Source organism: Streptomyces auratus, assembly GCF_050433025.1.
Taxonomy (GTDB): Bacteria; Actinomycetota; Actinomycetes; order Streptomycetales; family Streptomycetaceae; genus Streptomyces; species Streptomyces sioyaensis.
In genome coordinates this window covers 3,397,361-3,420,479 of sequence record NZ_JBNGCB010000001.1, presented here as the reverse complement: position 1 = coordinate 3,420,479, position 23,119 = coordinate 3,397,361, and the positions used below count along the sequence as shown (strand labels likewise).

At 71.4% G+C, this 23,119-nt stretch carries 17 protein-coding genes, 1 tRNA gene and 1 riboswitch; of the genes, 13 read left to right on the top strand and 5 right to left on the bottom strand.

The window, feature by feature from the left end; translation table 11 throughout:
• Positions 1-507: 507 nt before the first annotated feature.
• Positions 508-2,049 carry a DUF2079 domain-containing protein gene (locus BKA18_RS14660; protein ID WP_366048033.1) on the bottom strand — a complete coding sequence of 514 codons (1,542 nt, stop codon included), beginning with the start codon at positions 2,047-2,049 and terminating at the stop codon, positions 508-510.
• 354 nt (positions 2,050-2,403) lie between these two features.
• On the opposite strand from BKA18_RS14660, the gene BKA18_RS14655 reads away from it, so the two are divergent.
• Together BKA18_RS14655 and BKA18_RS14650 are read left to right on the top strand one after the other, a co-directional pair.
• Positions 2,404-3,042 (top strand): SurA N-terminal domain-containing protein, encoded by a 639-nt coding sequence (locus tag BKA18_RS14655; protein WP_366048032.1) that lies wholly within the window; start codon positions 2,404-2,406, stop codon positions 3,040-3,042.
• Positions 3,043-3,134: 92 nt separating this feature from the next.
• Positions 3,135-4,148, top strand: coding sequence for a nucleoside triphosphate pyrophosphohydrolase (locus BKA18_RS14650; protein ID WP_366048031.1), 1,014 nt, complete (start codon positions 3,135-3,137; stop codon positions 4,146-4,148).
• Positions 4,149-4,154: 6 nt separating this feature from the next.
• Here BKA18_RS14650 and BKA18_RS14645 read toward each other — a convergent pair whose 3' ends face one another.
• Positions 4,155-5,405: an MFS transporter gene (locus tag BKA18_RS14645; protein WP_366048030.1), complete on the bottom strand. Its 1,251-nt coding sequence runs from the start codon at positions 5,403-5,405 to the stop codon at positions 4,155-4,157.
• A 120-nt stretch (positions 5,406-5,525) separates the two neighbouring features.
• On the opposite strand from BKA18_RS14645, the gene BKA18_RS14640 reads away from it, so the two are divergent.
• From BKA18_RS14640 to BKA18_RS14595, 10 genes are all read left to right on the top strand, one after another.
• The gene (locus tag BKA18_RS14640) at positions 5,526-6,422 is read left to right on the top strand and encodes a LysR family transcriptional regulator (protein WP_429638328.1); all 897 of its coding nucleotides are present in this window, start codon (positions 5,526-5,528) and stop codon (positions 6,420-6,422) included.
• An 84-nt stretch (positions 6,423-6,506) separates the two neighbouring features.
• Positions 6,507-7,877: a cytochrome P450 family protein gene (locus BKA18_RS14635; protein WP_366048028.1), complete on the top strand. Its 1,371-nt coding sequence runs from the start codon at positions 6,507-6,509 to the stop codon at positions 7,875-7,877.
• Between the two features lie 238 nt (positions 7,878-8,115).
• Positions 8,116-9,168, top strand: coding sequence for a transglycosylase family protein (locus BKA18_RS14630; protein WP_366048027.1), 1,053 nt, complete (start codon positions 8,116-8,118; stop codon positions 9,166-9,168).
• Between the two features lie 251 nt (positions 9,169-9,419).
• Positions 9,420-9,587: riboswitch (cyclic di-AMP (ydaO/yuaA leader) on the top strand.
• 7 nt (positions 9,588-9,594) lie between these two features.
• The gene (locus BKA18_RS14625; protein ID WP_006605158.1) at positions 9,595-10,260 is read left to right on the top strand and encodes a LysM peptidoglycan-binding domain-containing protein; all 666 of its coding nucleotides are present in this window, start codon (positions 9,595-9,597) and stop codon (positions 10,258-10,260) included.
• A 338-nt stretch (positions 10,261-10,598) separates the two neighbouring features.
• Positions 10,599-11,885 (top strand): phosphopyruvate hydratase, encoded by a 1,287-nt coding sequence (gene eno, locus BKA18_RS14620; protein WP_366048026.1) that lies wholly within the window; start codon positions 10,599-10,601, stop codon positions 11,883-11,885.
• A gap of 158 nt (positions 11,886-12,043) precedes the next feature.
• Complete coding sequence (locus tag BKA18_RS14615) at positions 12,044-12,496, top strand: FtsB family cell division protein (RefSeq protein WP_006605160.1); 453 nt, start codon at positions 12,044-12,046, stop codon at positions 12,494-12,496.
• Between the two features lie 96 nt (positions 12,497-12,592).
• Positions 12,593-13,171 carry a DUF501 domain-containing protein gene (locus tag BKA18_RS14610; protein WP_366048025.1) on the top strand — a complete coding sequence of 193 codons (579 nt, stop codon included), beginning with the start codon at positions 12,593-12,595 and terminating at the stop codon, positions 13,169-13,171.
• A complete protein-coding gene (locus BKA18_RS14605; RefSeq protein ID WP_366048024.1) occupies positions 13,168-14,163 on the top strand; it encodes a Ppx/GppA phosphatase family protein in 996 nt (331 codons plus the stop codon). Before BKA18_RS14610 ends, BKA18_RS14605 begins: the two co-directional genes overlap by 4 nt.
• A gap of 451 nt (positions 14,164-14,614) precedes the next feature.
• Positions 14,615-16,003 (top strand): NAD(P)/FAD-dependent oxidoreductase, encoded by a 1,389-nt coding sequence (locus BKA18_RS14600; protein ID WP_078568722.1) that lies wholly within the window; start codon positions 14,615-14,617, stop codon positions 16,001-16,003.
• 199 nt (positions 16,004-16,202) lie between these two features.
• On the top strand, positions 16,203-17,519 hold the full coding sequence (locus BKA18_RS14595) for a class I SAM-dependent methyltransferase (RefSeq protein ID WP_366048022.1): 1,317 nt from the start codon (positions 16,203-16,205) through the stop codon (positions 17,517-17,519).
• A gap of 45 nt (positions 17,520-17,564) precedes the next feature.
• On the opposite strand, the gene BKA18_RS14590 is transcribed toward BKA18_RS14595, so the two are convergent.
• Together BKA18_RS14590 and BKA18_RS14585 are read right to left on the bottom strand one after the other, a co-directional pair.
• A complete protein-coding gene (locus tag BKA18_RS14590) occupies positions 17,565-20,099 on the bottom strand; it encodes an ABC transporter permease (RefSeq protein ID WP_366048021.1) in 2,535 nt (844 codons plus the stop codon).
• Positions 20,100-20,148: 49 nt separating this feature from the next.
• On the bottom strand, positions 20,149-20,931 hold the full coding sequence (locus BKA18_RS14585; protein WP_006605166.1) for an ABC transporter ATP-binding protein: 783 nt from the start codon (positions 20,929-20,931) through the stop codon (positions 20,149-20,151).
• Between the two features lie 472 nt (positions 20,932-21,403).
• Between BKA18_RS14585 and BKA18_RS14580 the strand changes: the two genes are divergently transcribed.
• A tRNA-Leu gene (locus tag BKA18_RS14580) sits at positions 21,404-21,488 on the top strand.
• Between the two features lie 892 nt (positions 21,489-22,380).
• Here the strand turns inward: BKA18_RS14580 and BKA18_RS14575 are convergent.
• The gene (locus BKA18_RS14575) at positions 22,381-23,103 is read right to left on the bottom strand and encodes a class I SAM-dependent methyltransferase (RefSeq protein WP_366048020.1); all 723 of its coding nucleotides are present in this window, start codon (positions 23,101-23,103) and stop codon (positions 22,381-22,383) included.
• Positions 23,104-23,119 lie beyond the last annotated feature (16 nt).

Here is a 23,119-nt window from a genome sequence, read left to right as displayed (position 1 = left end):
TCGGCGGGGTGGGGGTTTGGGCGGGGGCCGCTGGGTGTGTGTGGTGGGTGGCGGTGGTGGGCCTCCGGGGCCTGTGTTGTGGACTGCTTCGCTTTACGTCCACAACACAGGCCCCTCCGGCCCACCACCTCCCGCTCGGTTGGCGACCCCCGCCCGGTGGGGGAATCTGTCAAAAACCAGAAGCTCGGCCCTGTCCTACCGGGCCGAGCTTCTGGGCTTCGTATTCCGGCTGGTCTTCGTATTCCGGCTGAGCTTCTGCCTTTTGTCTTTCTTCTGCACCCTCCACCGGGGTGGGGCCCCACCACTACGGGAGGGGGCAGGGGCGGAGGGGTGGGTGTGTGGACGTAAAGCGAAGCAGTCCACACACCCACCCCGGAGCCCCTGCCCCCGCCACCCACCACACAGCCACCGGGCCCTACCCCACAACCACCCCCGCTCCCGCCGAAGGCGGGAAACAAACCACAGAAACAGACACGGCGGGAAACCCGGCAACGTGGGAAGCAGCCCTCATCGCGCAGAGGTCCGGTGGAACACCAAAAGATCCCCCGTGCTGCCGAGCAGCACATACGTCGAGCGGGGATGGCGCGCCATGACGTCCGCCAGCATCTGCCGCGGTGTGCGGTCGGCTCGCAGCTGGGTGGCGACGTAATCGGGCGACAGCCCACCCGTGTCGCCGGTCCAGAAGACCCGGGTGCGGCCGGTGAGGCGGCTCAGCGGCCGGATGTCGGACTCGACGGTCGCACCGTCGGGTATCCGTGCCAGCAGCTTCTTGGCGGCGACGGCGGCCGGCGGGGTGCGGTAGGTCGCCGCCTCGGTGAGGCGGCTCAGCGGCAGGGTGGTGGTCAGCGCGAGGGCCGTGGCCAGTACGGCGGCCGGCAGATGGTGGGCGTAGGAGCGCAGCCAGGGGCGGGCGGAGACCCGGATCCGCGGCAGCGCGTCGATCAGCGCAAGGAAGACCACCGGCATCAGCACGGCGTTGTAGTGCCAGTCGATGCCCCAGTAGTGCGGCTCGTGGGACAGGAAGCGCCACCCCAGGGTGGGCAGCGCGACCAGCAGAAGAGGGGAGCGCAGGGCGAGCAGGCCTGTGGTGGGCAGCAGGACCCACAGGGTGGTGCGGACGGCAGTGACGAGGGGTATCGCGGCGCCGCCGCCCTCGGCCCCGAACTTGCTCCAGTAGTCGTAGGAGCCGGAGCCGTTGAAGCCGGGTATCAGCACGCCGAGGGTGATGGCGGTGGCACTGAGGCCGAAGGCGACCAGCCCGATGGCCAGCGGGCTGGCCCGCCGGGTACGTATCAGGGCGAGCGCACCGATGGTGGCCGCGGTCACCCCGAGGTCCTCCTTGACCAGCACCAGCGGCGCGGCCCAGCACACCACCGCGGTCCACCGCCCGCGCAGCACCGCTTCGAGCGCGAAGGCGATCAGCGGCAGCGCGAAGGCGATCTCGTGGAAGTCGAAGTCGACGGCCTTCTGCACACCCCACGACAGCCCGTACGCGACGCCGATGGCCAGGCCGGTGAGGCGGCCCAGGGAGCGGGCGGCGGCGCGGGTGACCGGCAGCACCGACAGCGCGAAGAGCGCGGCCTGCGCGATCAGCAGGGTCAGCGACGACGGGAACAGCCGGTAGAAGGGGGCGAGCAGGACCAGTACGGGGCTGAAGTGGTCACCGAGGATGTTGGTGCCCGGCCCCTTGAGGTCCACGATCGGGGCCCCGAAGTGGGCGTAGCCCCGTATCGCCTGCTCGAATATGCCCAGGTCCCAGGAGGACGTGGACAGGGTGCGGAAGTGCCAGCACGCGAGCACCGTATAGGCGAGGAAGAAGAACCCGGCGGTCCAGTACGGGTCGAGACGCGGAACGCGCAGGGGCGCGGTCCGCTCGCGCAGCCGGTGCGCGGTGTGCCGCAGCCGGTCCCGGACAGCCGGTGCGGCGTCGGCCGGGACCGACGGTCCGTCCGGCGCGGCCGCCCGCTGCGGTGGTACGACACCGCTACCGGCGCCGGCTCCCGGAACGCGTCCGGGGGCCTCCCCAGCCGTTGCTGCGGCCGTGTTCATCCGGAACCTCACTCTCCCCCAGCTCGAAAAGATACTCGAACCAACGCCCTGTCCCGCCCGGCTCGGCCCGGCGGCCACCGCGCCGCGCGCCGAGCGATGACAGTGATTCAGACGTGGGGTGGTGCGGGCCCGTTCCCGGAGGGGCGCTTCCCGGACGGGGCGGGCTCGGGCCGCGGGGTGGCGGGTCGACGCCGGACCCCCAGGCCCGCGGCACAGTGGTTTCGGTGCGGACTTCGACGGAGAAACCCACCCCGTCCCAGATCGTTGCCCGAAGCAGTGGCCCAGGCCACGCCGACTCCATAGCATCGATCCACCAAGGTCGAGACTCCGTCGCACGATCTGCCGGGAGGCCATGTGTTCCGCCGTAGGACAGCGCTCTCCGTATCCGCCACCGCCGCACTGCTGGCTGCGACTCCGCTGCTCGCCGCCTGTGGCGGTGCCGCACATCCGGGTGCCGCGGCCATCGTGGACGGGAAGCGGATCACCGTCTCGCAGTTGCAGGCGAAGGTGAAGGACGTGCGCGCCGCGCAGACCGAGTCCCCGCAGGGCAGCGAGCTCGTCATGAACACCGGCCGGCTGAGCCTGGCCACCCTCAACGGCATGATCTTCGACGAGGTGCTGGCGCGCAGCGCCAAGGACGCCGGGGTGACGGTCAGCCGCGCCGACGTGCAGCGGTGGCGGAGCGACGCCGAGCGGCAGGCCGGGGGTGCCGAGCGGCTGCAGGCCATGTGGCTCCAGCAGGGCATCGCGCCCGACGAGATCGACACCATGGTCCGCAACCAGCTGCTGCTCGACGGCGTCGCCAAGCACCTCGGCGCGGACCGCGGCAAGCCGCAGGGCCAGCAGAAGCTCGCCCGGGCGCTGGCCAAGACCTCCCGCTCCATGGGGATCGACGTCAATCCGCGGTTCGGCAAGTGGGACGACCAGCAGGTCATCCTCGGCGAGACCAAGGAACCGTGGATCACCCCGGCGTCCGCCAAGGAACAGGTCTGACCGGAGGGCGTACGGCGGGGGCCGCGGCGGTCGCCGGGCCGCTCCGCCGGGCGGCGCCGGGCGTTGTCGGTGGGGTGCGTTACGTTCGAGGCGTGAACGCTGACGCCTCCGCCGCCGAGACCGGCGCCGACACCCGCCCCGAGGGCACCGGCACCGGCCGCCTGGTCCTGCTCACCACCAGCCACCGGGTCGCCCCCGGGCTGCTGTCCTGGCCCGCGTGGCAGATCCTGCGCGCGGCCGAGCGGGTGCTGTGCGCCGATGCCGGCCATCCGCAGCTGCCCTATTTGCGCGAGGCCGGCATCGAGGTGGAGACCGCCTCCCTCACCGCCCGCGAGCTGGTCGATTACTGCGTCCCCGAGGCGCGCACCGCCGTCGTCCTGACCTCCGCGGAGGGCGAGAGCGCGCTGACCGACGGCCTGGCCCGGCTGGCCGGTTCCGGCCGGGAGACGATGCCCGACCTGGAGCTGCTGCCCGGGTCCTACGACCTGCCCGGCGCCCGCCTCCTCGATCTCGTCCAGGTCATGGACCGGATCCGCGCCGAGTGCCCGTGGAGCAGCATCCGTACGCACCAGGACCTCGCCAAGTACGGCCTGGAGGAGGCGTACGAGATGGTCGAGGCCATCGAGTCGGGCGACCGGGTGGAGCTGCGCGAGGAGCTGGGGGACGTGCTCCTCCAGGTCGTCTTCCACGCCCGGATCGCCCAGGACGACCCGGACGAGCCGTTCTCCGTCGACGATGTGGCGGGCACGATCGTGGAGAAGCTGATCCACCGGCATCCCCATGTTTTCGGGGAGGAGGATGCGGCGACGCCGGCGGACGTCAAGGCGCACTGGATGCGGAAGAAGGCCGAGGAGAAGCAGCGGGAGTCGGTGACCGAGGGGATTCCGCTGGCCCAGCCCGGTCTCGCGCTGGCGGCGAAGCTCGCCTCGCGGGCGCGGGCGGCGGGGCTCGATGTCGCGGTGCCGTCCGGCCAGGGCATCGGCTATGAGCTGCTGGCGATGGCGATACGGGCCGAGGCGGACGGGGTCGACCCCGAGGCGGCACTGCGGGCGGCCGCCCGGGCCTACCGGGATGCGGTGCTGGCCGCGGAGGGCGGCGCCGTGTGAGGACCGTCAGTTGCCGCTGAGGCGAGGGGCGCGGCGCCGGCTCAGCAGGTCCGCGGCCCAGACCAGCACGGTCGCCGCTGCCAGCGCCGCCCCCAGGACGCACACCCCGCCCCAGCCCCCGGTGCTCCAGACCACCGAGGTCAGCGCCGAGCCCGCCGCGCCGCCGACGAAGTAGCTCGTCATGTAGGCGGAGTTGAGACGGTTCCGCGCCTCGGGGCGGACCCCGTAGACCAGGTTCTGGTTGCTGATGTGCACCGCCTGGGCGGACAGGTCCAGCACGATCACCCCGGCCAGCAGCGCCGCCAGCGACCAGCCGCCGCCCGCCCCGCCGGCCGCCAGCAGACCCCAGGACCCCAGCAGCAAAAGCGCCCCGGCGCCGCTGACGTGGTGCACCAGACCGCGGTCCGCCAGCCGCCCGGCGGCCGACGCGGACAGCGAACCGGCCGCGCCCACCAGCCCCAGCAGCCCGATGGCCGACTCCTGCCAGCCGTACGAGGGACCGGACATCAAGAACGCCAGCGCCGTCCACAGCACGCTGAACCCGGCGAAGGTCAGCGCCCCGAGCGCCGCCCGCCGGCGCAGCACCGGCTCCTGGGCGAACAGCGCCAGCGTGGAGCGCAGCAGCGCCGGATAACGCAGCCCGGCCGGGGTGCGCAGGGTGGGCAGCTTGAGCCGCAGCAGCACCGCCATCAGCAGCATCAGCGCGGCATTGACCCAGTACACGGTGCGCCAGCCGCCCACGTCGGCCAGCAGCCCGGCGGCCGTACGGGCCAGCAGGATGCCCAGCAGCAGTCCGGTCATCACGGTGCCGACGGTCCGGCCGCGTTCGGCGGGGGCCGCGAGGGTCGCCGCGTAGGGCACCACGACCTGGGCGGCGACCGAACTCAGCCCGGTCAGCGCGGTACCGGTCAGCAGCAGGGCGGCGTTCGGGGCGCTCGCCGTGACGGTGAGGAAGACGGCGGTGGCCGCGGTCAGGGCGACGGCCAGCCGGCGTCGCTCCAGCAGATCACCGAGCGGCACGAGCAGCAGCAGCCCGAGCCCGTAGCCGACCTGGGCGACGGTCACCACCAGCGCGGCGGTGGACGCGGACAGCTGTAGATCGCGGCCGATGACGTCCAGCAGCGGCTGGGCGAAGTAGTTGCCGGCGACGGACAGACCGGTGGCGACCGACATCAGCAGCAGGGTGCCGCGCCCCAGTCCCGGTCCGGTCGCCGCGGTATCCCCGGCGACCGGCTCTTTTATGTGCGTGGTCTGCACGACCTGACCTCCCCTGTACCGCCCGCCGCCACGGCGGCGGCGGACACCCTCCACCGTGCGTGACGAAAATTAATGAGTCCAACACATTGTTTGCATTGGATCCATCGTGAAGAGAGATGGATGTCGCTAGGGTCGGTGGGTGTGGAGCTGCAACAGATGCGGTACGTGGTGGCGGTGGCCGAGACCGGCGGGTTCACCCGCGCCGCCGGGCGCTGCCATGTGGTGCAGTCCGCCCTCAGTCATCAGATCGCCCGGCTGGAGAAGGAGCTCGGCGCCCGGCTCTTCGAGCGGACCAGCCGCAGCGTCCGGCTGACCGCGGCCGGTGAGGCCTTCCTCCCGGTCGCCCGGCAGGCGCTTGAGGCGGCCGAGCGGGCCCGCGCCGAGGTCGCGGCGGCCATCGGCGAGGTCCGCGGCCGGCTGGCGGTGGGTGCGATCTCGACCGTCTCGGCCGTCGATCTCGCCCGTGCGCTGGGCGATTTCCGTACCCGCTATCCCCAGGTGCAGATCCGTCTGCAGATGGAGATGACCGAGTCCCTGGTGGAGAAGGTGCGCGACGGTGCGCTGGACGTCGCCTTCATCGGGATGGTGCCCAGTGCGCGCAACACCGGTGTAGGGGAGAAGGAGCTGACGCGGACCGAGCTGGTCGCGGTGGTGCCGCCGGGGCATCCGCTGGCCGGGCGGGAGTGGACCACGCTGGCGCGGGTGGCACGGGAGACCTTCGTCGACTTCACGGCGGGGTCGGCCGCGCGACGGCAGCGCGACGACGCGTTCCGGGCGGCGGGGCTGGACTCCGAGGTGGCATTCGAGGTGACCACGGTCGAGTTCCTGGCGAAGCTGGTGCGGGCCGGTCTGGGCATCGGCATGGTGCCGGAGACCATCGCCGCCGGCCTGCCCGGGCTGCACGCCGTACGGGTCCGGCCGGCGCCCGAGCGGACCGAGCGGGTGGTGTGGAGCGCCCGGGGGCCGTCGCCGGCGGCGCTGGCGTTCCTGTCGGCTGTGGGGGTGGATCCGGGGTAGCGGATCCGGCGTTCCGGACGGGCCTGCGGGGCTCGGGCCGGTGCGCGGGCGCGCCCTGCCGCGCCCACCGGTTACGGTCGACAAGTGCCCCACCAGTCCCACAAGTCCCGCCGGCCGCAGGTCACCGCCGCCGGCGCCCCCGCCGGCTGCCCCGCCGCGGCGGCCGCCGAGACCGCTGCCGAGACCGTCCCCGAGACCGCCCCCGCGACCGTCCCCGAGCTGTTCACCTGGGAGTTCGCCGCCGACCCGTACCCGGCGTACGCCTGGCTGCGGGAGCATGCGCCGGTGCACCGGACCCGGCTGCCCAGCGGCGTCGAGGCCTGGCTGGTGACCCGCTACACCGAGGCGCGGCAGGCGCTGGCCGACGGCCGGCTGTCCAAGAACCCGGTCCACCACAGTGAGTCCGCGCACGGCAAGGGCAAGATCGGCATCCCGGGGGAGCGCAGCGCCAACCTGATGACGCACCTGCTCAACATCGACCCCCCGGACCACACCCGGCTGCGCCGGCTGGTCTCCAAGGCGTTCACCCCGCGCCGGGTCGCCGCCTTCGCCCCGCGGGTCCAGGAGCTGACCGACCGGCTCATCGACGGCTTCGCCGGGCGCGGGGAGGCCGATCTGATCCATGAGTTCGCGTTCCCGCTGCCCATCTACGCGATCTGCGATCTGCTGGGCGTCCCGCCCGAGGACCAGGACGACTTCCGCGACTGGGCGGGCATGATGATCCGGCACGGCCAGGGGCCGCGCGGCGGCGTCGCCCGTTCCGTGAAGAAGATGCGCGGCTATCTCGCCGAGCTGATCCACCGCAAGCGCGAGACCCTCGGGGCCACCGCCGAGCCCGACGAGGACCTGATCTCCGCCCTGATCCGCGCCTCCGACCACGGCGAGCACCTCACCGAGAACGAGGTCGCCGCGATGGCCTTCATCCTGCTTTTTGCCGGTTTTGAGACGACCGTGAACCTGATCGGTAACGGCACGTACCAGCTGCTGCGCCACCCCGCCCAGCGCGAGCTGCTGCAGAAGTCGATCGAGACGGGCGACATGGACCTGCTCGGCACCGGCATCGAGGAACTGCTCCGCTACGACGGCCCCGTGGAGCTGGCGACCTGGCGGTTCGCGACCGAGGAGCTGACGCTGGGCGGGCAGCGGATCGCCGCGGGCGACCCGGTGCTGGTGGTGCTGGCCGCCGCCGACCGCGACCCGGCGCGCTTCGATGAGCCGGACGTTCTCGACCTGACCCGGCGGGACAACCAGCATCTGGGATACGGGCACGGCATCCACTACTGCCTGGGTGCGCCGCTCGCCCGGCTCGAAGGACAGACCGCCCTCGCCACGCTGCTGACCCGCCTCCCGGGCCTCCGGCTCGCCGCGGAACCCGACGAGCTGCGCTGGCGCGGCGGGCTCATCATGCGCGGACTGCGGTCGCTGCCGGTGGAGTTCCCGCCCGAGCGTCCCTGACCAGCGGCAAGGCCATATTTGACAGCGCGTCAGCCGCGTGACCATTGCGTGATCTGCGCTACACCGACTTGTGACTACCCGTGACCCCGGCTACCTTTCGACCGACGATCGACGGGCTTCATTCGATCGGCCGAAGCGGGGGAGCGGTGAACCGGTGTATTGGTGCTGCCCTGCCCGCCCCGGCCGGAAGTCCGTCGGACAGCTCGTCCGACAACTCCACCGCGCGAAAGGCATCCGCATGCGTTCCGGGACCGGCCGACACCGTCGCCCCCGTCAGGCACCGGCCATCTTTGTCACCGCGGGAGTGACCGGCGCCGGCATCGCCCTGCCGCTGCTCGGCGCGAGCGGCGCCCACGCCGCCGACACCACGACCTGGGACAAGGTCGCCCAGTGCGAGAGCAGCGGGGTGTGGAGCGCGGCCTCGGGCAACGGCTACTACGGCGGCCTCCAGCTGACCCAGGAGATGTGGGACAACTACGGCGGCTCGGCCTACGCCTCGCGCCCCGACCTCGCCAGCCGCGCCCAGCAGATCGCGGTGGCCGAGTCGATCCTCGACCACCGCGGCCCGGACGTCTGGACCAGCTGCGCGGCGAGCGCCGGGCTGAGCCAGGGCGGCCGTGCGCCGGAGGTCAACCCCGGCAGCACCAGCACCCCGGAGCCCGCCCCGTCCGACGGCGGGGACTCCCGGGACCCCTGGGACCAGCCCGGATCCTCCGGCATGCACGACGGTTCGGACTCGACGGGCACGCAGGACGAGCCGGGCGACGACACGGACAGCCGGCCGTCCGACGAGCCGACCGAGTCGACGCCCTCGCCCGACGCCCCGGACACCGGCCGCACCGGCGACCCGTCCGGCAAGCCCGACCCGTCCGACGCCGCGACGCCCGGCGACCGGCACGAGGACCCCTCGCCGTCCGCCGACCCGTCCGATGCCGGCAGCCGCCCGGACACCTCCGGCACGCCGCAGGAGACGCCCGCACCGGGCCGGCACCGCGGCGGTGCGGACGACGAAGCAGGTCAGGGCGGTCAGGGCAGCCAAGGCGACGAGGACGGCGGCCGGGCCTCCGGCGGCCGGCACGCCTCGCGCGGCGGCGACGCGCACCGTACGGGCCCGGCGGCCGACGGCGACTACACCGTGCGGCCCGGTGACAGCCTGTCAGCCATCGCCACGGCCCACCGGCTGCCCGGCGGCTGGAGCGCGCTCTACGACCGCAACGAGGGCGTCGTCGGCTCCGACGCGGACCTGATCCAGCCCGGCCAGGTGCTCGATCTCGGGCAGAACGCAGGCTAGTTCGCCCCCCTTCGCCCCCTTTGGTGAAAGTGAGACAAGGGTCTCGTTGACCTCAGGGGGCCCAGGGCCGTCCGCCCCCGCCGTACCGCGTCCCACCTGCGGAGATGTGCCCCACTCGTGATCGAAATCGGTCAACTTGGTTCAGATGATGGGGTTTGAACACCAAGGGGGTTGCTGCTTAACGTCAGGATCGCTCGCCAAAGCGGGCCCTCCGGTCACACGCCGAATCCTGCCGGTGATCGGGGGCAGTTGACGCGCAAGCGCCGTAGGCAGGAGCGGGGGAACCAAGGTAAGTGCCGGCCCCGCCCGTGAAAGCGGGCGACCGGCTTGGGGTGAAGCCAGAAGCGTCAGCGCGGACGGCCGGGCAACTCACAGCCCGAACCCGACAGCTCACCTCGTAGGCGCCGGTGAGGAAACGAACGAACCATGCTGATCAACAAGGGCAAGCACAGTCGTCGCTCCAAGGCCGTCCGCGTCGCCACCCTCGCCGGTATCGCCGGCGCTGCCGTGGCCGTCCCGCTGATGGGCGCCACCTCCGCCTCCGCCGCCTCCGTCAGCACCTGGGACAAGGTCGCCCAGTGCGAGTCCGGCGGCAACTGGTCGATCAACACCGGTAACGGCTACTACGGTGGCCTGCAGTTCTCCAACTCCAGCTGGGCCGCCGCCGGCGGTACCCAGTACGCGCCGCGTGCCGACCTGGCCTCCAAGAGCCAGCAGATCGCCGCCGCCGAGAAGCTCCTCGCCATCCAGGGTCCGGGCGCCTGGAGCTGCGCCGGTGCCGGCAACCTGACCGCCGGCGGCCCCGCCGCGAACGTCGACACCTCCGGCTCCTCGGCGCAGACCAAGTCCGCCCCGCAGCAGGACACCAAGACCGAGGCCAAGAAGGCCCCGGCCGCCCCCGAGCAGCGTGCCTCGCGCTCCACCGAGCGCAAGTCCATGGGCCACGGCAACTACACCGTCAAGGCGGGCGACACCCTCGCCAAGATCGCCAAGGCCCACGGCACCAGCTGGAAGTCGGTCTACGAGGCCAACAAGTCGGTCATCGGCGGCAACCCGAACCTGATCCTCCCGGGCCAGAAGCTCAACGTCTGAGCCACCCCCTCACCGGGACTTCGGCAGGCCCGAGCGGCGGGCCCGCTTCCTTGGTGAGACAGCCCCGCCCGGCGCGCCCTTCCCCCAGCGCGCCGCGGCGGGGTTTCTCACACCCCGGGTCGCACCCGGGTGAGATCCGCTGCGGCCGCACGCCGGTGACCGGCTGCGATCCACTGCTTGTCCCGGTTGGCGAACAAGGGCCCAAAGGTCCCGTGAACTGGGTCTTTGGGCTCTTCATTCGGCAATTCCGTCCCACGGAGCGGGCCAAGGGCAGGCGGACGAGCCCGGGGCCGTTAGGCTCATGCAGCAGAACGCCAGACACCCACGAAGGAGACAACGTGCCGTCGATCGACGTCGTCGTAGCCCGCGAAATTCTCGACTCGCGAGGGAATCCCACGGTCGAGGTCGAGGTCGGCCTCGACGACGGCAGCACCGGCCGTGCCGCCGTGCCGTCCGGCGCCTCCACCGGTGCCTTCGAGGCCGTCGAGCTTCGCGACGGCGACCCGAACCGCTACCTCGGCAAGGGCGTGGAGAAGGCCGTCCTGGCCGTCATCGAGCAGATCGGCCCGGAGCTCGTCGGCTACGACGCGACCGAGCAGCGGCTGATCGACCAGGCGATGTTCGACCTGGACGCCACCGACAACAAGGGCTCGCTCGGTGCCAACGCCATCCTCGGCGTCTCCCTCGCCGTCGCGCACGCCGCCTCCGAGGCCAGCGACCTCCCGCTGTTCCGCTACCTGGGCGGCCCGAACGCGCACGTCCTGCCCGTCCCGATGATGAACATCCTGAACGGCGGCTCGCACGCCGACTCCAACGTGGACATCCAGGAGTTCATGATCGCCCCGATCGGCGCGGAGTCCTTCTCCGAGGCGCTGCGCTGGGGCGCCGAGGTCTACCACACCCTCAAGAAGGTCCTGAAGGAGCGCGGGCTGTCCACCGGCCTCGGTGACGAGGGCGGCTTCGCCCCCAACCTGGGCTCCAACCGCGAGGCCCTCGACCTCATCCTGGAGGCCATCAAGCAGGCCGGTTACGCCCCCGGCCAGGACATCGCGCTCGCGCTGGACGTCGCCGCCTCCGAGTTCTACAAGGACGGCAAGTACCAGTTCGAGGGCAAGGACCGCTCGGCCGCCGAGATGACCGAGTACTACGAGGAGCTGGTGGCGGCCTACCCGCTGGTCTCCATCGAGGACCCGCTGTTCGAGGACGACTGGGCCGGCTGGAAGGTCATCACCGACAAGCTCGGCGCCAAGGTGCAGCTCGTCGGCGACGACCTGTTCGTCACCAACCCCGAGCGCCTCGCCCGCGGCATCGAGGAGGGCTCCGCCAACGCGCTGCTGGTGAAGGTCAACCAGATCGGCTCGCTGACCGAGACCCTGGACGCCGTCGAGCTGGCTCAGCGCAACGGTTTCAAGTGCATGATGTCGCACCGCTCCGGTGAGACCGAGGACGTCACCATCGCCGACCTCGCCGTCGCCACCAACTGCGGCCAGATCAAGACCGGCGCCCCGGCCCGCTCCGAGCGCGTCGCCAAGTACAACCAGCTGCTGCGCATCGAGGAGATCCTCGACGACGCCGCGGTCTACGCCGGCCGCTCCGCCTTCCCGCGGTTCCGTCACGGCAGCTGACCTACGGCGGCCCGCCGCCCCGGCCCACCGGGGCGGCAAGGGCTGAACGGGCGAGACAACCGCCCAGCACCCCGTACGTCCCCGGCGACGGTCCCGTACCGTTGCCGGGGACGCGTCTGCTTCAGCAGTCAGGCGTCCGTCAGTGAAGGGGAGACGACGTGCCCGCGGACCGGTTCTCGACCGCGACCCGACTCAAGGCGCTCGGCGAGCAGGCCGCCGCCCGCGTCTACCGCGCCCGCCCGCCCCGCCGCAACCGCCTCACCGGCCGCGCCGCCCTGCTGGCCCTGGTGATGTGCTCGCTGGTCGTCGCCCTCGCCTATCCGATAAGGCAGTACGTCTCCCAGCGCTCCGACATCGCCGACCAGCGCCGCAAGGCCCAGGACGCCGGCGCCGCCCTGGAGCGGCTGCGCGAGCAGAAGGCCCGCTGGCAGGACCCGGAGTTCGTACGCCAGCAGGCCCGCCGCCACCTTCACTACGTCATGCCGGGCGAGACCGGATACCTCGTCCAGGACGGCTCCGGCACCGGCTCCGCACCCAAGGGGCCGCAGGCCGCCCAGCCCCCCTGGTACGACAATCTCTGGGACGCCGTCGACTCGGCCGACAAGCGGTAGGGCCGGGCCCGTACCGTCGGCGGGCGCCGGCCCGTACTGTCGGACGCAGGACGGCCCGCCCGCCCCTGCTCACCACTCACCTCACCGAAAGCGCACATGGACACCCCCCCGCCCCAGACCGAGCCCACCGAGCCCACCGCCGCGGACATCGCCGCCTTCAAGCAGCAGCTCGGCCGCCCGCCCCGCGGGCTGCGCGCCATCGCGCACCGCTGCCCCTGCGGCCAGCCGGATGTCGTCGAGACGGCGCCGCGCCTGGAGGACGGCACGCCCTTCCCCACGCTCTACTACCTCACCTGCCCGCGCGCGGCCTCCGCGATCGGCACGCTGGAGGCGAACGGCGTGATGAAGGAGATGTCCGAGCGGCTGGCGACCGACCCTGCGCTTGCCGCCGCCTACCGGGCAGCCCACGAGGACTACATCCGGCGGCGGGACGCGATCGAGGTGCTCCAGGGCTTCCCGAGCGCGGGCGGGATGCCCGACCGGGTCAAGTGCCTGCACGTCCTCGTCGGCCACTCGCTGGCCGCCGGACCGGGCGTCAACCCGCTCGGTGACGAGGCCCTCGCGATGCTCCCGGAGTGGTGGCGGAAGGGGCCGTGCGTGACCCCGTGCCAGGACACCTCCGACGACCGGAACACCCCCGAAGCCCAGGACGCTCCCGAAGGAGACGCCACGTGAAGCGGGTCGCCGCCATCGACTGCGGTACGAACTCCATCCGGCTGCTGGTCGCGGACGCCGACCCCGCGACCGGTGAGCTGAAGGACCTCGACCGCCGGATGCAGATCGTCCGGCTGGGCCAGGGCGTGGACCGCACCGGGCGGCTGGCGCCCGAGGCGCTGGAGCGCACCTTCGCGGCCTGCCGGGAGTACGCCGCGGTGATCAAGGGCCTGGGCGCCGAGCAGGTCCGCTTCGTGGCGACCTCCGCCTCCCGGGACGCGGAGAACCGCGAGGACTTCGTGCGCGGTGTGGTCGGCATCCTGGGCGTGCAGCCCGAGGTGATCACGGGTGACCAGGAGGCGGAGTTCTCCTACACCGGCGCCACCAAGGAGCTGACCGGGCGGACGGACCTGGAGCAGCCCTTCCTGGTGGTCGACATCGGCGGCGGCTCGACCGAGTTCGTCCTCGGCGACGGCTCCGTCCGCGCCGCCCGCTCGGTCGACGTCGGCTGCGTACGGATGACCGAGCGGCATCTGGTGCACGAGGGCGAGGCCCACCCGTCTCCCGGCCACCGCCCCTCAACGAGTGCTTCGCACGCCTCCCTCACCGACCCGCCGACCGCCGGGCAGATCGCCGCCATAAAGGCGGATGTCGCCGCGGCACTGGACCGCGCCGAGGAGACCGTCCCGCTGCGCGAGGCCGCCACCCTCGTGGGCTTGGCCGGCTCCGTGACCACGGTCGCCGCGATCGCGCTGGGCCTGGAGAGCTACGACTCCGAGGCGATTCACCACTCCCGGCTCTCCCTCGCGCAGGTCCGCGAGATCACCGGCCGGCTGCTGTCCTCCACCCATGCCGAGCGCGCGGCCATCCCGGTCATGCACCCGGGCCGGGTCGATGTGATCGCCGCGGGCGCGCTCGTGCTGCTGTCGATCATGGAGCGGACGGGCGCCGGGGAGGTCGTCGTCAGCGAGCACGACATCCTGGACGGCATCGCCTGGAGCATCGCCGGCTAGTGACGCGGGGTGCGGCAGAGGCCGGGCAACGGCCTCTGCCGAGGAGCCCTTTGAGCGGGCAGGACGCCCGTCTGAGCGCGCTTTTGGGGCCTCCGGAAGGCTCCGCGAAGGGGTCCGCGGAGAAAGTTCGTGAAATCCTTCACATGAAAAAACCGCTCCTTGGACGAAGAATCTGATCGTCCGGCCCTCGTTCGAAGGTCCTTGGCGCTCTCGACCCGGAGAATGCGCGGCTCCCGGGGAGTTGGCGGTGCGTGCCCCAAGACTGTGGTCCAGTCGTCCGGCGGCCCACAATCCCTGATCAACAGGGGTCTCCAACGCCCGCCATGGCAAGGTGGTTCCCTCTTGAACTATGGCGTCGATCACGAAGCCGGCGGAGTGTAGCAGACGCCCCCCAGGTGCTTGTGAAGGGGCTCACGAGCGACCCCCCATGTGGGGGTGGATACTCGATTGCATGAGCACCACGGAGCGTCCCAGGATCCTCGTTGTAGGCGGTGGGTACGTAGGCCTGTACGCGGCACGTCGCATCCTCAAGAAGATGCGGTACGGCGAGGCGACCGTCACGGTCGTCGACCCGCGCTCGTACATGACGTACCAGCCCTTCCTCCCTGAAGCTGCAGCCGGCAGCATCTCCCCCCGCCATGTCGTGGTGCCGCTACGACGTGTGCTCCCCAAGGCGGAGGTCCTCACCGGCCGGGTCACCACCATCGACCAGGACCGCAAGGTCGCCACCGTCGCCCCGCTGGTCGGCGAGGCGTACGAGCTGCCCTTCGACTACCTGGTCATCGCGATGGGCGCGGTCTCCCGTACCTTCCCGATCCCCGGCCTGGCCGAGAACGGCATCGGGATGAAGGGCGTGGAAGAGGCCATCGGCCTGCGCAACCACGTGCTGGAGCAGCTGGACAAGGCCGACTCCACGACCGATGAAGAGGTCCGCCGCAAGGCGCTGACCTTCGTCTTCGTCGGCGGTGGCTTCGCGGGTGCGGAGACCGTGGGCGAGGTCGAGGACATGGCCCGCGATGCCGCGAAGTACTACAACAACGTGAAGCGCGAGGACATGCGCTTCCTGCTGGTCGACGTCGCCGACAAGATCCTCCCCGAGGTCGGTCCCAAGCTCGGTGCGTACGGCAAGGAGCACCTGGAGAGCCGCGGTGTCGAGGTCTACCTCAAGACCGGCATGGACTCCTGCGTCGACGGCCATGTGAAGCTCAACAACGGCCTTGAGGTCGACTCCAACACCATCGTGTGGACCGCGGGCGTCAAGCCGAACCCGGCGCTGTCCCGCTTCGGTCTGCCGCTCGGCCCGCGTGGCCACGTCGACACCGCCGCCACCCTCCAGGTGCAGGGCACCGACTACATCTGGGCCGCCGGCGACAACGCCCAGGTCCCGGACCTGGTCGGGCGCAAGAACGGCAACGAGAACGCCTGGTGCCCGCCGAACGCGCAGCACGCGCTGCGGCAGTCCAAGGTCCTCGGCGACAACGTGGTGTCCGGGATGCGCGGCTTCCCGCAGAAGGAATACAGCCACGCCAACAAGGGTGCGGTCGCCGGTCTGGGCCTGCACAAGGGCGTCGCGATGATCGTCATGGGCAAGATGAAGATCAAGCTCAAGGGCCGTCTCGCCTGGTACATGCACCGCGCGTACCACGGCATGGCGATGCCGACGTTCAACCGCAAGATCCGGGTCTTCGCCGACTGGACGCTGGCCATGTTCCTCAAGCGCGAGGTCGTCTCGCTCGGCGCCATGGAGAACCCCCGCGAGGAGTTCTACGAGGCGGCCAAGCCGGCCCCCGCTCCGGCTGCCGCGGCCGACGCCGACAAGCCGAAGGCCAAGGCTTCCTGAAACCCCGGTCGGGTACTCCGACCAGCCCGAAGGGCGTCCGCCATCCGTGGGGCGGGCGCCCTTTGGCGTGTCCGCTCTGGCGGAAGACGGGCAGTTTGCGGTTCTCTTACGTGCGAACGGGACTAACTGGGCGCTTCATTGGCGTTTACGTGGTGGGTGAATCTTTTTTGCCCGACTCGTCAACACGGAGGTGTGCGACATGGCCGACGCCGCTGGACGGCTCACCAAGCTCGCCGAGGAGGTACTGGGAGCGCCGCTGCCGGTGCGCATCCGCGCCTGGGACCGCAGCGAGTCCGGCCCGCCGGGGGCACCCACGCTCGTCATCCGCCATCGCCGCGCGCTGCGCCGGATGCTGTTCCGGCCGGGCGAGCTGGGCCTGGCCCGCGCCTGGGTGGCCGGCGACCTCGACATCGAGGGCGACCTCTACGCCGCACTCGATCTGCTCGCCGGACTCATCTGGGAGCGCCCCGGCAGCCCCGGACCGCAGCGCGCCGCCGTGCTGCGCGCCCTGGCCCGCCCGGAGATGCGCGCCGCCGCCCGGCAGCTGCTGACGCTGGCCGGCGCCCCGGTCCCGCCGGCACCGCCCGCGGAAGAGGTCAGACGGCGCCGTGGGCCGCTGCACACCCTGCGGCGCGACAAGGAGGCCATCAGCCACCACTACGACGTCGGCAACGACTTCTACGCCCTGGTGCTGGGCCCGTCCATGGTCTACTCCTGCGCGTACTGGGGGACCGCCGACCAGGGTGTCGCCACCCTGGAGGACGCCCAGCGCGGCAAGCTCGACCTGATCTGCCGCAAGCTCGGTCTCCAGGAGGGCATGCGGCTGCTGGACGTGGGCTGCGGCTGGGGCTCGATGGTGCTGCACGCGGTCCGCGAGTACGGCGTGCGGGCGGTCGGCATCACCCTCTCCGAGGAGCAGGCCACCTTCGCCCGCAAGCGCGTCGCCGAGGCCGGGCTGGCCGACCGGATCGAGATCCGGGTGCAGGACTACCGCGAGGTCCACGACGAGCCGTTCGACGCGATCTCCTCGGTCGGGATGGCCGAACACGTCGGCCGGACGCAGTACGCGGAGTACGCCGGCGCGCTGTACTCCCTGCTCAAGCCCGGCGGGCGGCTGCTCAACCACCAGATCGCCCGGCGGCCGGTCGCGGACGAGGAGGCCTACCACGTCGATGAGTTCATCGACCGCTATGTCTTCCCGGACGGCGAACTGGCGCCGCTCGGCCGGACCGTCGGCCAGCTGGAGGAGGCCGGGTTCGAGGTGCGGGACGTGGAGGCGATCCGGGAGCACTATGCACGGACGCTGCGGCAGTGGGTGGTCAACCTGGAGCAGCACTGGGAGCAGGCGGCGCGGCTCACGTCACCGGGGCGGGCCCGGGTCTGGCGGCTCTACATGGCGGCCTCGGCCCTGTCGTTCGAGCGGAACCGCATAGGAGTCAATCAGGTGCTGGCCGTGAAGACGCCCGATGGCGGCGACTCCGCGCTGCCGCTCCGGACGCGCATCTGGTCCGCCTGAGGCGCGGTGTGCCGGGCCCGGTCGGACCCGGCACACCGGCACCGGCTACTCGGCCTTGATCGCGGCCAGCATGTTGAGCCGGGCCGCCCGCCGCGCCGGCCACAGCGCGGCGAGTACGCCGACGACCGCGGCCAGCCCGAGGAAGATGCCCATCCGGCCCCAGGGCAGCACCAGTTCGTACGTCGCCAGTGAGCCGCTGATCAGCTCACCGGCCGCCCAGCCGAAGAAGACGCCCAGGCCGATGCCGAGCACGCCGCCGAAGAGGGAGATCACCAGCGACTCCAGGCGCACCATGCGCTTGATGCCGCGGCGGTCCAGGCCGATGGCGCGCAGCATGCCGATCTCCTGCGAGCGCTCGAAGACCGACATCGCCAGGGTGTTGATGACACCGAGCACCGCGACGATCACGGCCATGGCCAGCAGCCCGTAGAGCATGTTCAGCATCAGGCTGAACGCCTTGGCGATCTCTTCGGAGATGTCCTTCTTGTCGGAGACGGTGAGCGCCGGGTTCTTGCCGAGCCCCTTGACCAGCGATTCCTTGGCGGCGTCGGTGGTGCCGTCCTTGGTCTTGACCATCACCTGCCGGTCCGTGGCCTGCTGCTGATGCGGGGCCAGGGTGGCGTTGTCCACGATGATGCCGTTGATCAACTGGTTGCCCTTGTAGACGCCCGAGACGGTCAGCGTGCCCGTCTTGCCGTCCGCGAACGTCACCAGGAAGCGGGAACCGGGTTGCCAGCCCTTCTTCTTGGCGGTGGCATCGTCCACGACCACCCGGCCGCCGTGCAGGTCGCCGAGGGAGCCCTGGGTGAAGTCGAGCCGGGTGACCTTGCCGAAGTCCTTGCCGTTGACGCCGGTCAGAGACTTGTCGGCACCGTCGATCCGGGACGGGGAGATGCGCAGCGGGCTGACGGCGGTGACCTCGTCCAGGCCGTCGAGCTTCTTGGCCACGTCCGGGGAGAGCGGAAGGTTGTTGGTCATGGAGACGACGTAGTCGGCCGTGAGCGAGTCGGTGGCCATCTTGTCGATGCTCGTCTGCACGCTGCCCGCGATCACCGTCAGGCCGGTGATCAGCGTCAGCCCGACCATCAGCGCGGAGGCCGTGGCGGCCGTACGGCGCGGATTGCGCACCGCGTTCTGCCGGGCGAGGCCGCCGGAGATACCGAAGGCCCGCAGCACGGGTGCGGCCAGCGCGATCAGCGGCCGGGACAGCAGCGGCGTCAGGATGAACACGCCGATCAGCAGGAGGACCGCGCCCGCGCCCATCATGGTCCTGCCGTCGGACATGCCGGTGGCGACCAGCACCCCGGCGGCGCCGGCGCCCGCGAACAGCGCGCCGATGGTGTTCCGTACGACGAGCGACTTGGTGGTGGCGGCGGCGTGCACGCTGTTCATCGCGGCGACCGGCGGGATCTTGGCGGCGCGGCGGCCCGGCAGCCAGGCGGCCAGGACGGTGATGACGATGCCGACGAGGAACGAGGCCAGGACCGTGGACGGCGAGATCACCAGGGGGCCGTCGGGGACGGTCGCACCGGTGCTGCTCATCAATTCCCGCAGGCCGGCGCCGATCCCGATACCGGCGGCCAGGCCGGTGACCGCGGCGACCGCGCCGACGACGAACGCCTCCATCAGCACCGAGCGGGTGACCTGGCGGCGGCTGGCGCCGACCGCGCGCAGCAGCGCCAGCTCCTTGGTGCGCTGGGCGACCAGCATGGTGAAGGTGTTGGCGATGATGAACACGCCGACGAAGAGCGCGATACCGGCGAAGGCGAGCAGGGCGGTCTTCATGCCGTCCATGCTCTTGGCGATCATCTCGGCCTGGTCGTCGGCGAGCTGCTTGCCGGTGGTGGCCTCGGCGGCGCCCTGGGGCAGGACCTTGTCGACCGCGGACTTCAGGGCGTTCTGCGAGGTGCCCGGCGCGGCCTTGACGTCGATCTCGCTGAAGCCGCCCGGCATGGCGAAGAGCTTCTGGGCGGTCGGGGTGTCGAACAGCGCGAGGCTGCCGCCGGCCGCGACCGCCCCGTCGTCGGTGGTGAAGATGCCGGTCAGCTTCTGCTCGCGGACCGGCCCGTCGACGGAGAGCCGGACGGTGTCACCGACCTTGTAGCCGGCCTTGTCCGCGGTGTGGGCGTCCAGCGCGAACTCGTGCGGACCCTTGGGGGCGGCACCGCTGCGCATCGGGTAGCGGGCGTCCTTGCCGTCCTTGCCGGGGAAGTAGTTGCCGCCCGTGGTCGAGAAGCCGCTGCCGAGCAGCTCGCCCTTCTTGTCGGCGATGGCGGTGAAGCCGGAGACGGTGCCGGTGGCGGACGCGGCGCCGGGCACGTGGGCGGCCTTGTCGAGCAGCTTCTGGTCGAGCTTCGGCTCCGCGCCGGGGGCGCCGCGCCGGCTGTCGGAGGACTGCGGGTGGACGGCGACGTCGACGTTGTCGTAGCCCTTTTGCGAGCTGGCCTGGTACGCGTCGGAGATGGTCGAGGTGAAGACCAGGGTGCCGGAGACGAAGGCCACGCCGAGCATCACGGCGAGGACGGTCATCAGCAGCCGGGCCTTGTGCGCAAGCACGTTGCGCAAGGCGGTACGGAACATGGGGGTCAGTCCTGGAGGAGAGGGCCAAAGGTCAGGTGACGGCTGCTGATCAGCTCGTGCGGCGCTTGGCGTCGAAGCCCTTCATCCGCTCCAGCACCAGGTCGGCGGTCGGATCGGGCATGTCGTCGACGATCCGGCCGTCGGCGAGGAAGACGACGCGGTTCGCGTAGGAGGCGGCGACCGGGTCGTGGGTCACCATCACCACGGTCTGGCCCAGTTCCCGCACCGAGTTGCGCAGAAAGCCGAGGACCTCGGCGCCGGAGCGCGAGTCGAGGTTTCCGGTGGGCTCGTCGGCGAAGATGATCTCGGGCCGGGAGGCGAGCGCCCGGGCGACCGCGACCCGCTGCTGCTGGCCGCCGGAGAGCTGGCTGGGGCGGTGCTTGAGGCGGCCGGACAGGCCGACGGTCTCCACGACCCGGTCCAGCCAGGCGCGGTCCGGCTTACGGCCCGCGATGTCCATGGGCAGGGTGATGTTCTCCAGGGCGTTCAGGGTCGGCAGCAGATTGAACGCCTGGAAGATGAAGCCGATCTTGTCGCGCCTGAGCTGGGTGAGCTTCTTGTCCTTCAGCCCGGTCAGTTCGGTGTCGCCGATGCGCGCGGAGCCGCCGGATATCGAGTCCAGCCCGGCCATGCAGTGCATCAACGTCGACTTGCCGGACCCGGAGGGGCCCATGATCGCGGTGAACTGGGCCTGGTGGAAGTCGACGGAGACCGCGTCCAGGGCGACCACCTGGGTCTCGCCCTGTCCGTACACCTTGCTGAGATCCGTGGCGCGGGCAGCCACTGCGGTGGCGCGCTGGGCGGTGGTTACGCCGGAGTGGGTCGGGGTCACGGGAAGGAGCTCCTGTCGGGTGGAAGGGCCTGGTTCGGGCGGCCGCGCGGGCGCGGGCCGCGGAGCGGAGGCGGACATTTCCATCGTGGATCAGGCATCGGCCCGGGGACGTCAACCGTTGTGACCGTCCTGGACCACCCCTGGGGCGTAGCCGCGGTCCGACCGGTCATCCCTGGGGAGGAGACGGGGCCCCGATGCGGCTGCTGCGCCCGCAGCAGCCGGAGGGGCGGGCCCGCCGCGGTGACGGGGTGTCGAGGGGGCGTCGAGTTTCCGTCAATTCAGGCATGAAATTGCGTCGGGGGGCTTCCCCGCGTAGGCGGGCTTCAGGCATGTGCCGAAGGCCTGTACCGGGCACTGATGCTCCCTCAGTTGCCAATAAAATAAGACAACCTCGGGAAGAGCGGCCGAACTGTGTGGTGCGCTGCGGGCTACGCTCGTGCTGCCCTCTTTGAGGCGGCATGGGGGATCCCAGGCCCGGATGGTGGAATGCAGACACGGCGAGCTTAAACCTCGCTGGCCTACGGGCCGTGCCGGTTCAAGTCCGGCTCCGGGCACCACCCAAAAGGCGATTTTGGGTGAAGCATCAACTGAATCGCAAATTGCTGTGCGTCTTCCCGCTTCGACCACGGGAAGCGGACCGGTATCCAGGGCAACGGCAAGCGAGGTCGCGCTTTCGGGGGCGTGAACACCCGGTGCGCCGTACGGCAGTTGACCGAGGCGCCACGACTCTTGGCAGCTCGCTGCCGCGCCGCGGTCGGAGGTGTCGTCCGCGGCGTCCTTCCGTGCAGGGCACGGGCGTTCTCGTGAGGGACGGTCAGAAGTTCTTCCGGCAGCCCCGTGCCCGGAGTTGACGACGCGTCGGGGCCGCAGGGGCGTCCGTGCGGGGGCTCCGTTGCCGTCCCGCGTCCGGCCGCTCCGTGCCCGTACGAGGAGATGCCGGACGGGTGCGGGACGGCCGGAGCCGAGGAGGCTCCGGCGGGCGCGGTGGCCGACGTACGACCGGCGCACGGCCGGCGGGACCCGGTCGGCCCTGCGGCCCGCACGCGGGTTTCTGCTATTTCCGGGCGCCGCGGGTTTCGTGCCCTTTCGGCAGTACGGACCGCGGCATGTAACGGACGGCAAAGGCAAATGCCTTGTGATGCCATCCCGTGATGCCGATCAGCCTTCTGGGGCGCACGTGTTTGGTACGTGCGCCGTCGCCTTGTCGGCTTCCGGGCGAGCGCACTTCAGGAGACGGCCGGCAGCATTCCGGCCCGCTTCCGGAATTCCCGGCGCACGGAATGCATACGGGGGCGCGTGGGCATGCTGGGTGCGCCCCGGAGGGCGTCTCAGGGAGACCCTGAGCCGGGAGCCGGGAGCCGGGAGCCGGGAGCCGGGAGCCGGGAGCCGGGAGCCGGGAGCCGGGAGCCGGGAGGCTGGCCGCGTGGGTGGCCGCGTGGGTGGGTGGGGTCAGGCGGTGGCCACCGGGGCGGGCGGGGTCGTCCGCGGGGCGGGTGCCCGCAGGGTCTGGACCTGTGCGGGAGGGAGGTTGCCCCAGACCGTCGAGTGGTGGACCCCGTAGCGGTGCTCGAAGTCCTCCATGACGGCGGTGACCGCCCGATGGCGGGTGATCTCCGTACGGCGGCTGAAGACGGTGCGGGCGACCTGGGTGCCGAGATAGCGGAAGTAGGTCAGATGCCCGCCCGGGGTGAGCGCGGAGAGGTAGCGCTCGAAGATCGACTCGACCACGTCCGGTTCGAAGTTCGCGAAGGGCAGGCAGGAGACGATGACGTCGTAGCTGTGCGGGGCGAGGTGCATGTCCGTGATCGACTCGGGCACGAGCCGGATCTGCGGAGCGGCCCCGGACAGATCTGGGTCGGTCTCCATGGATTCGGTGAGTATCCGGACGAAACTGGGGTTGACCTCGACCACGTCCAGCTGGTCCGCGGGTCCGACGAGCCGGGCCAGGGCGCGGGTGACCGTGCCGGTGCCGGCGCCGACCTCCAATATCGCGGCAGGGTTGCTGGGCTTCCGCTCCCGCAGGGGGACCGCGAGCCGGGTGGCCAGCCGCCGGCTGCTGGGGGCGATCGCTCCCGTGAGGCGTTGGGTGCGGGTCGCCTCCTGGAGGAACGCCAATCCTGCGGACGGGCGCCAGGGCGCACTGGGCCGGTGCGTGGTCTGCGTCAGATCCATGCGCACACGCTAGGGG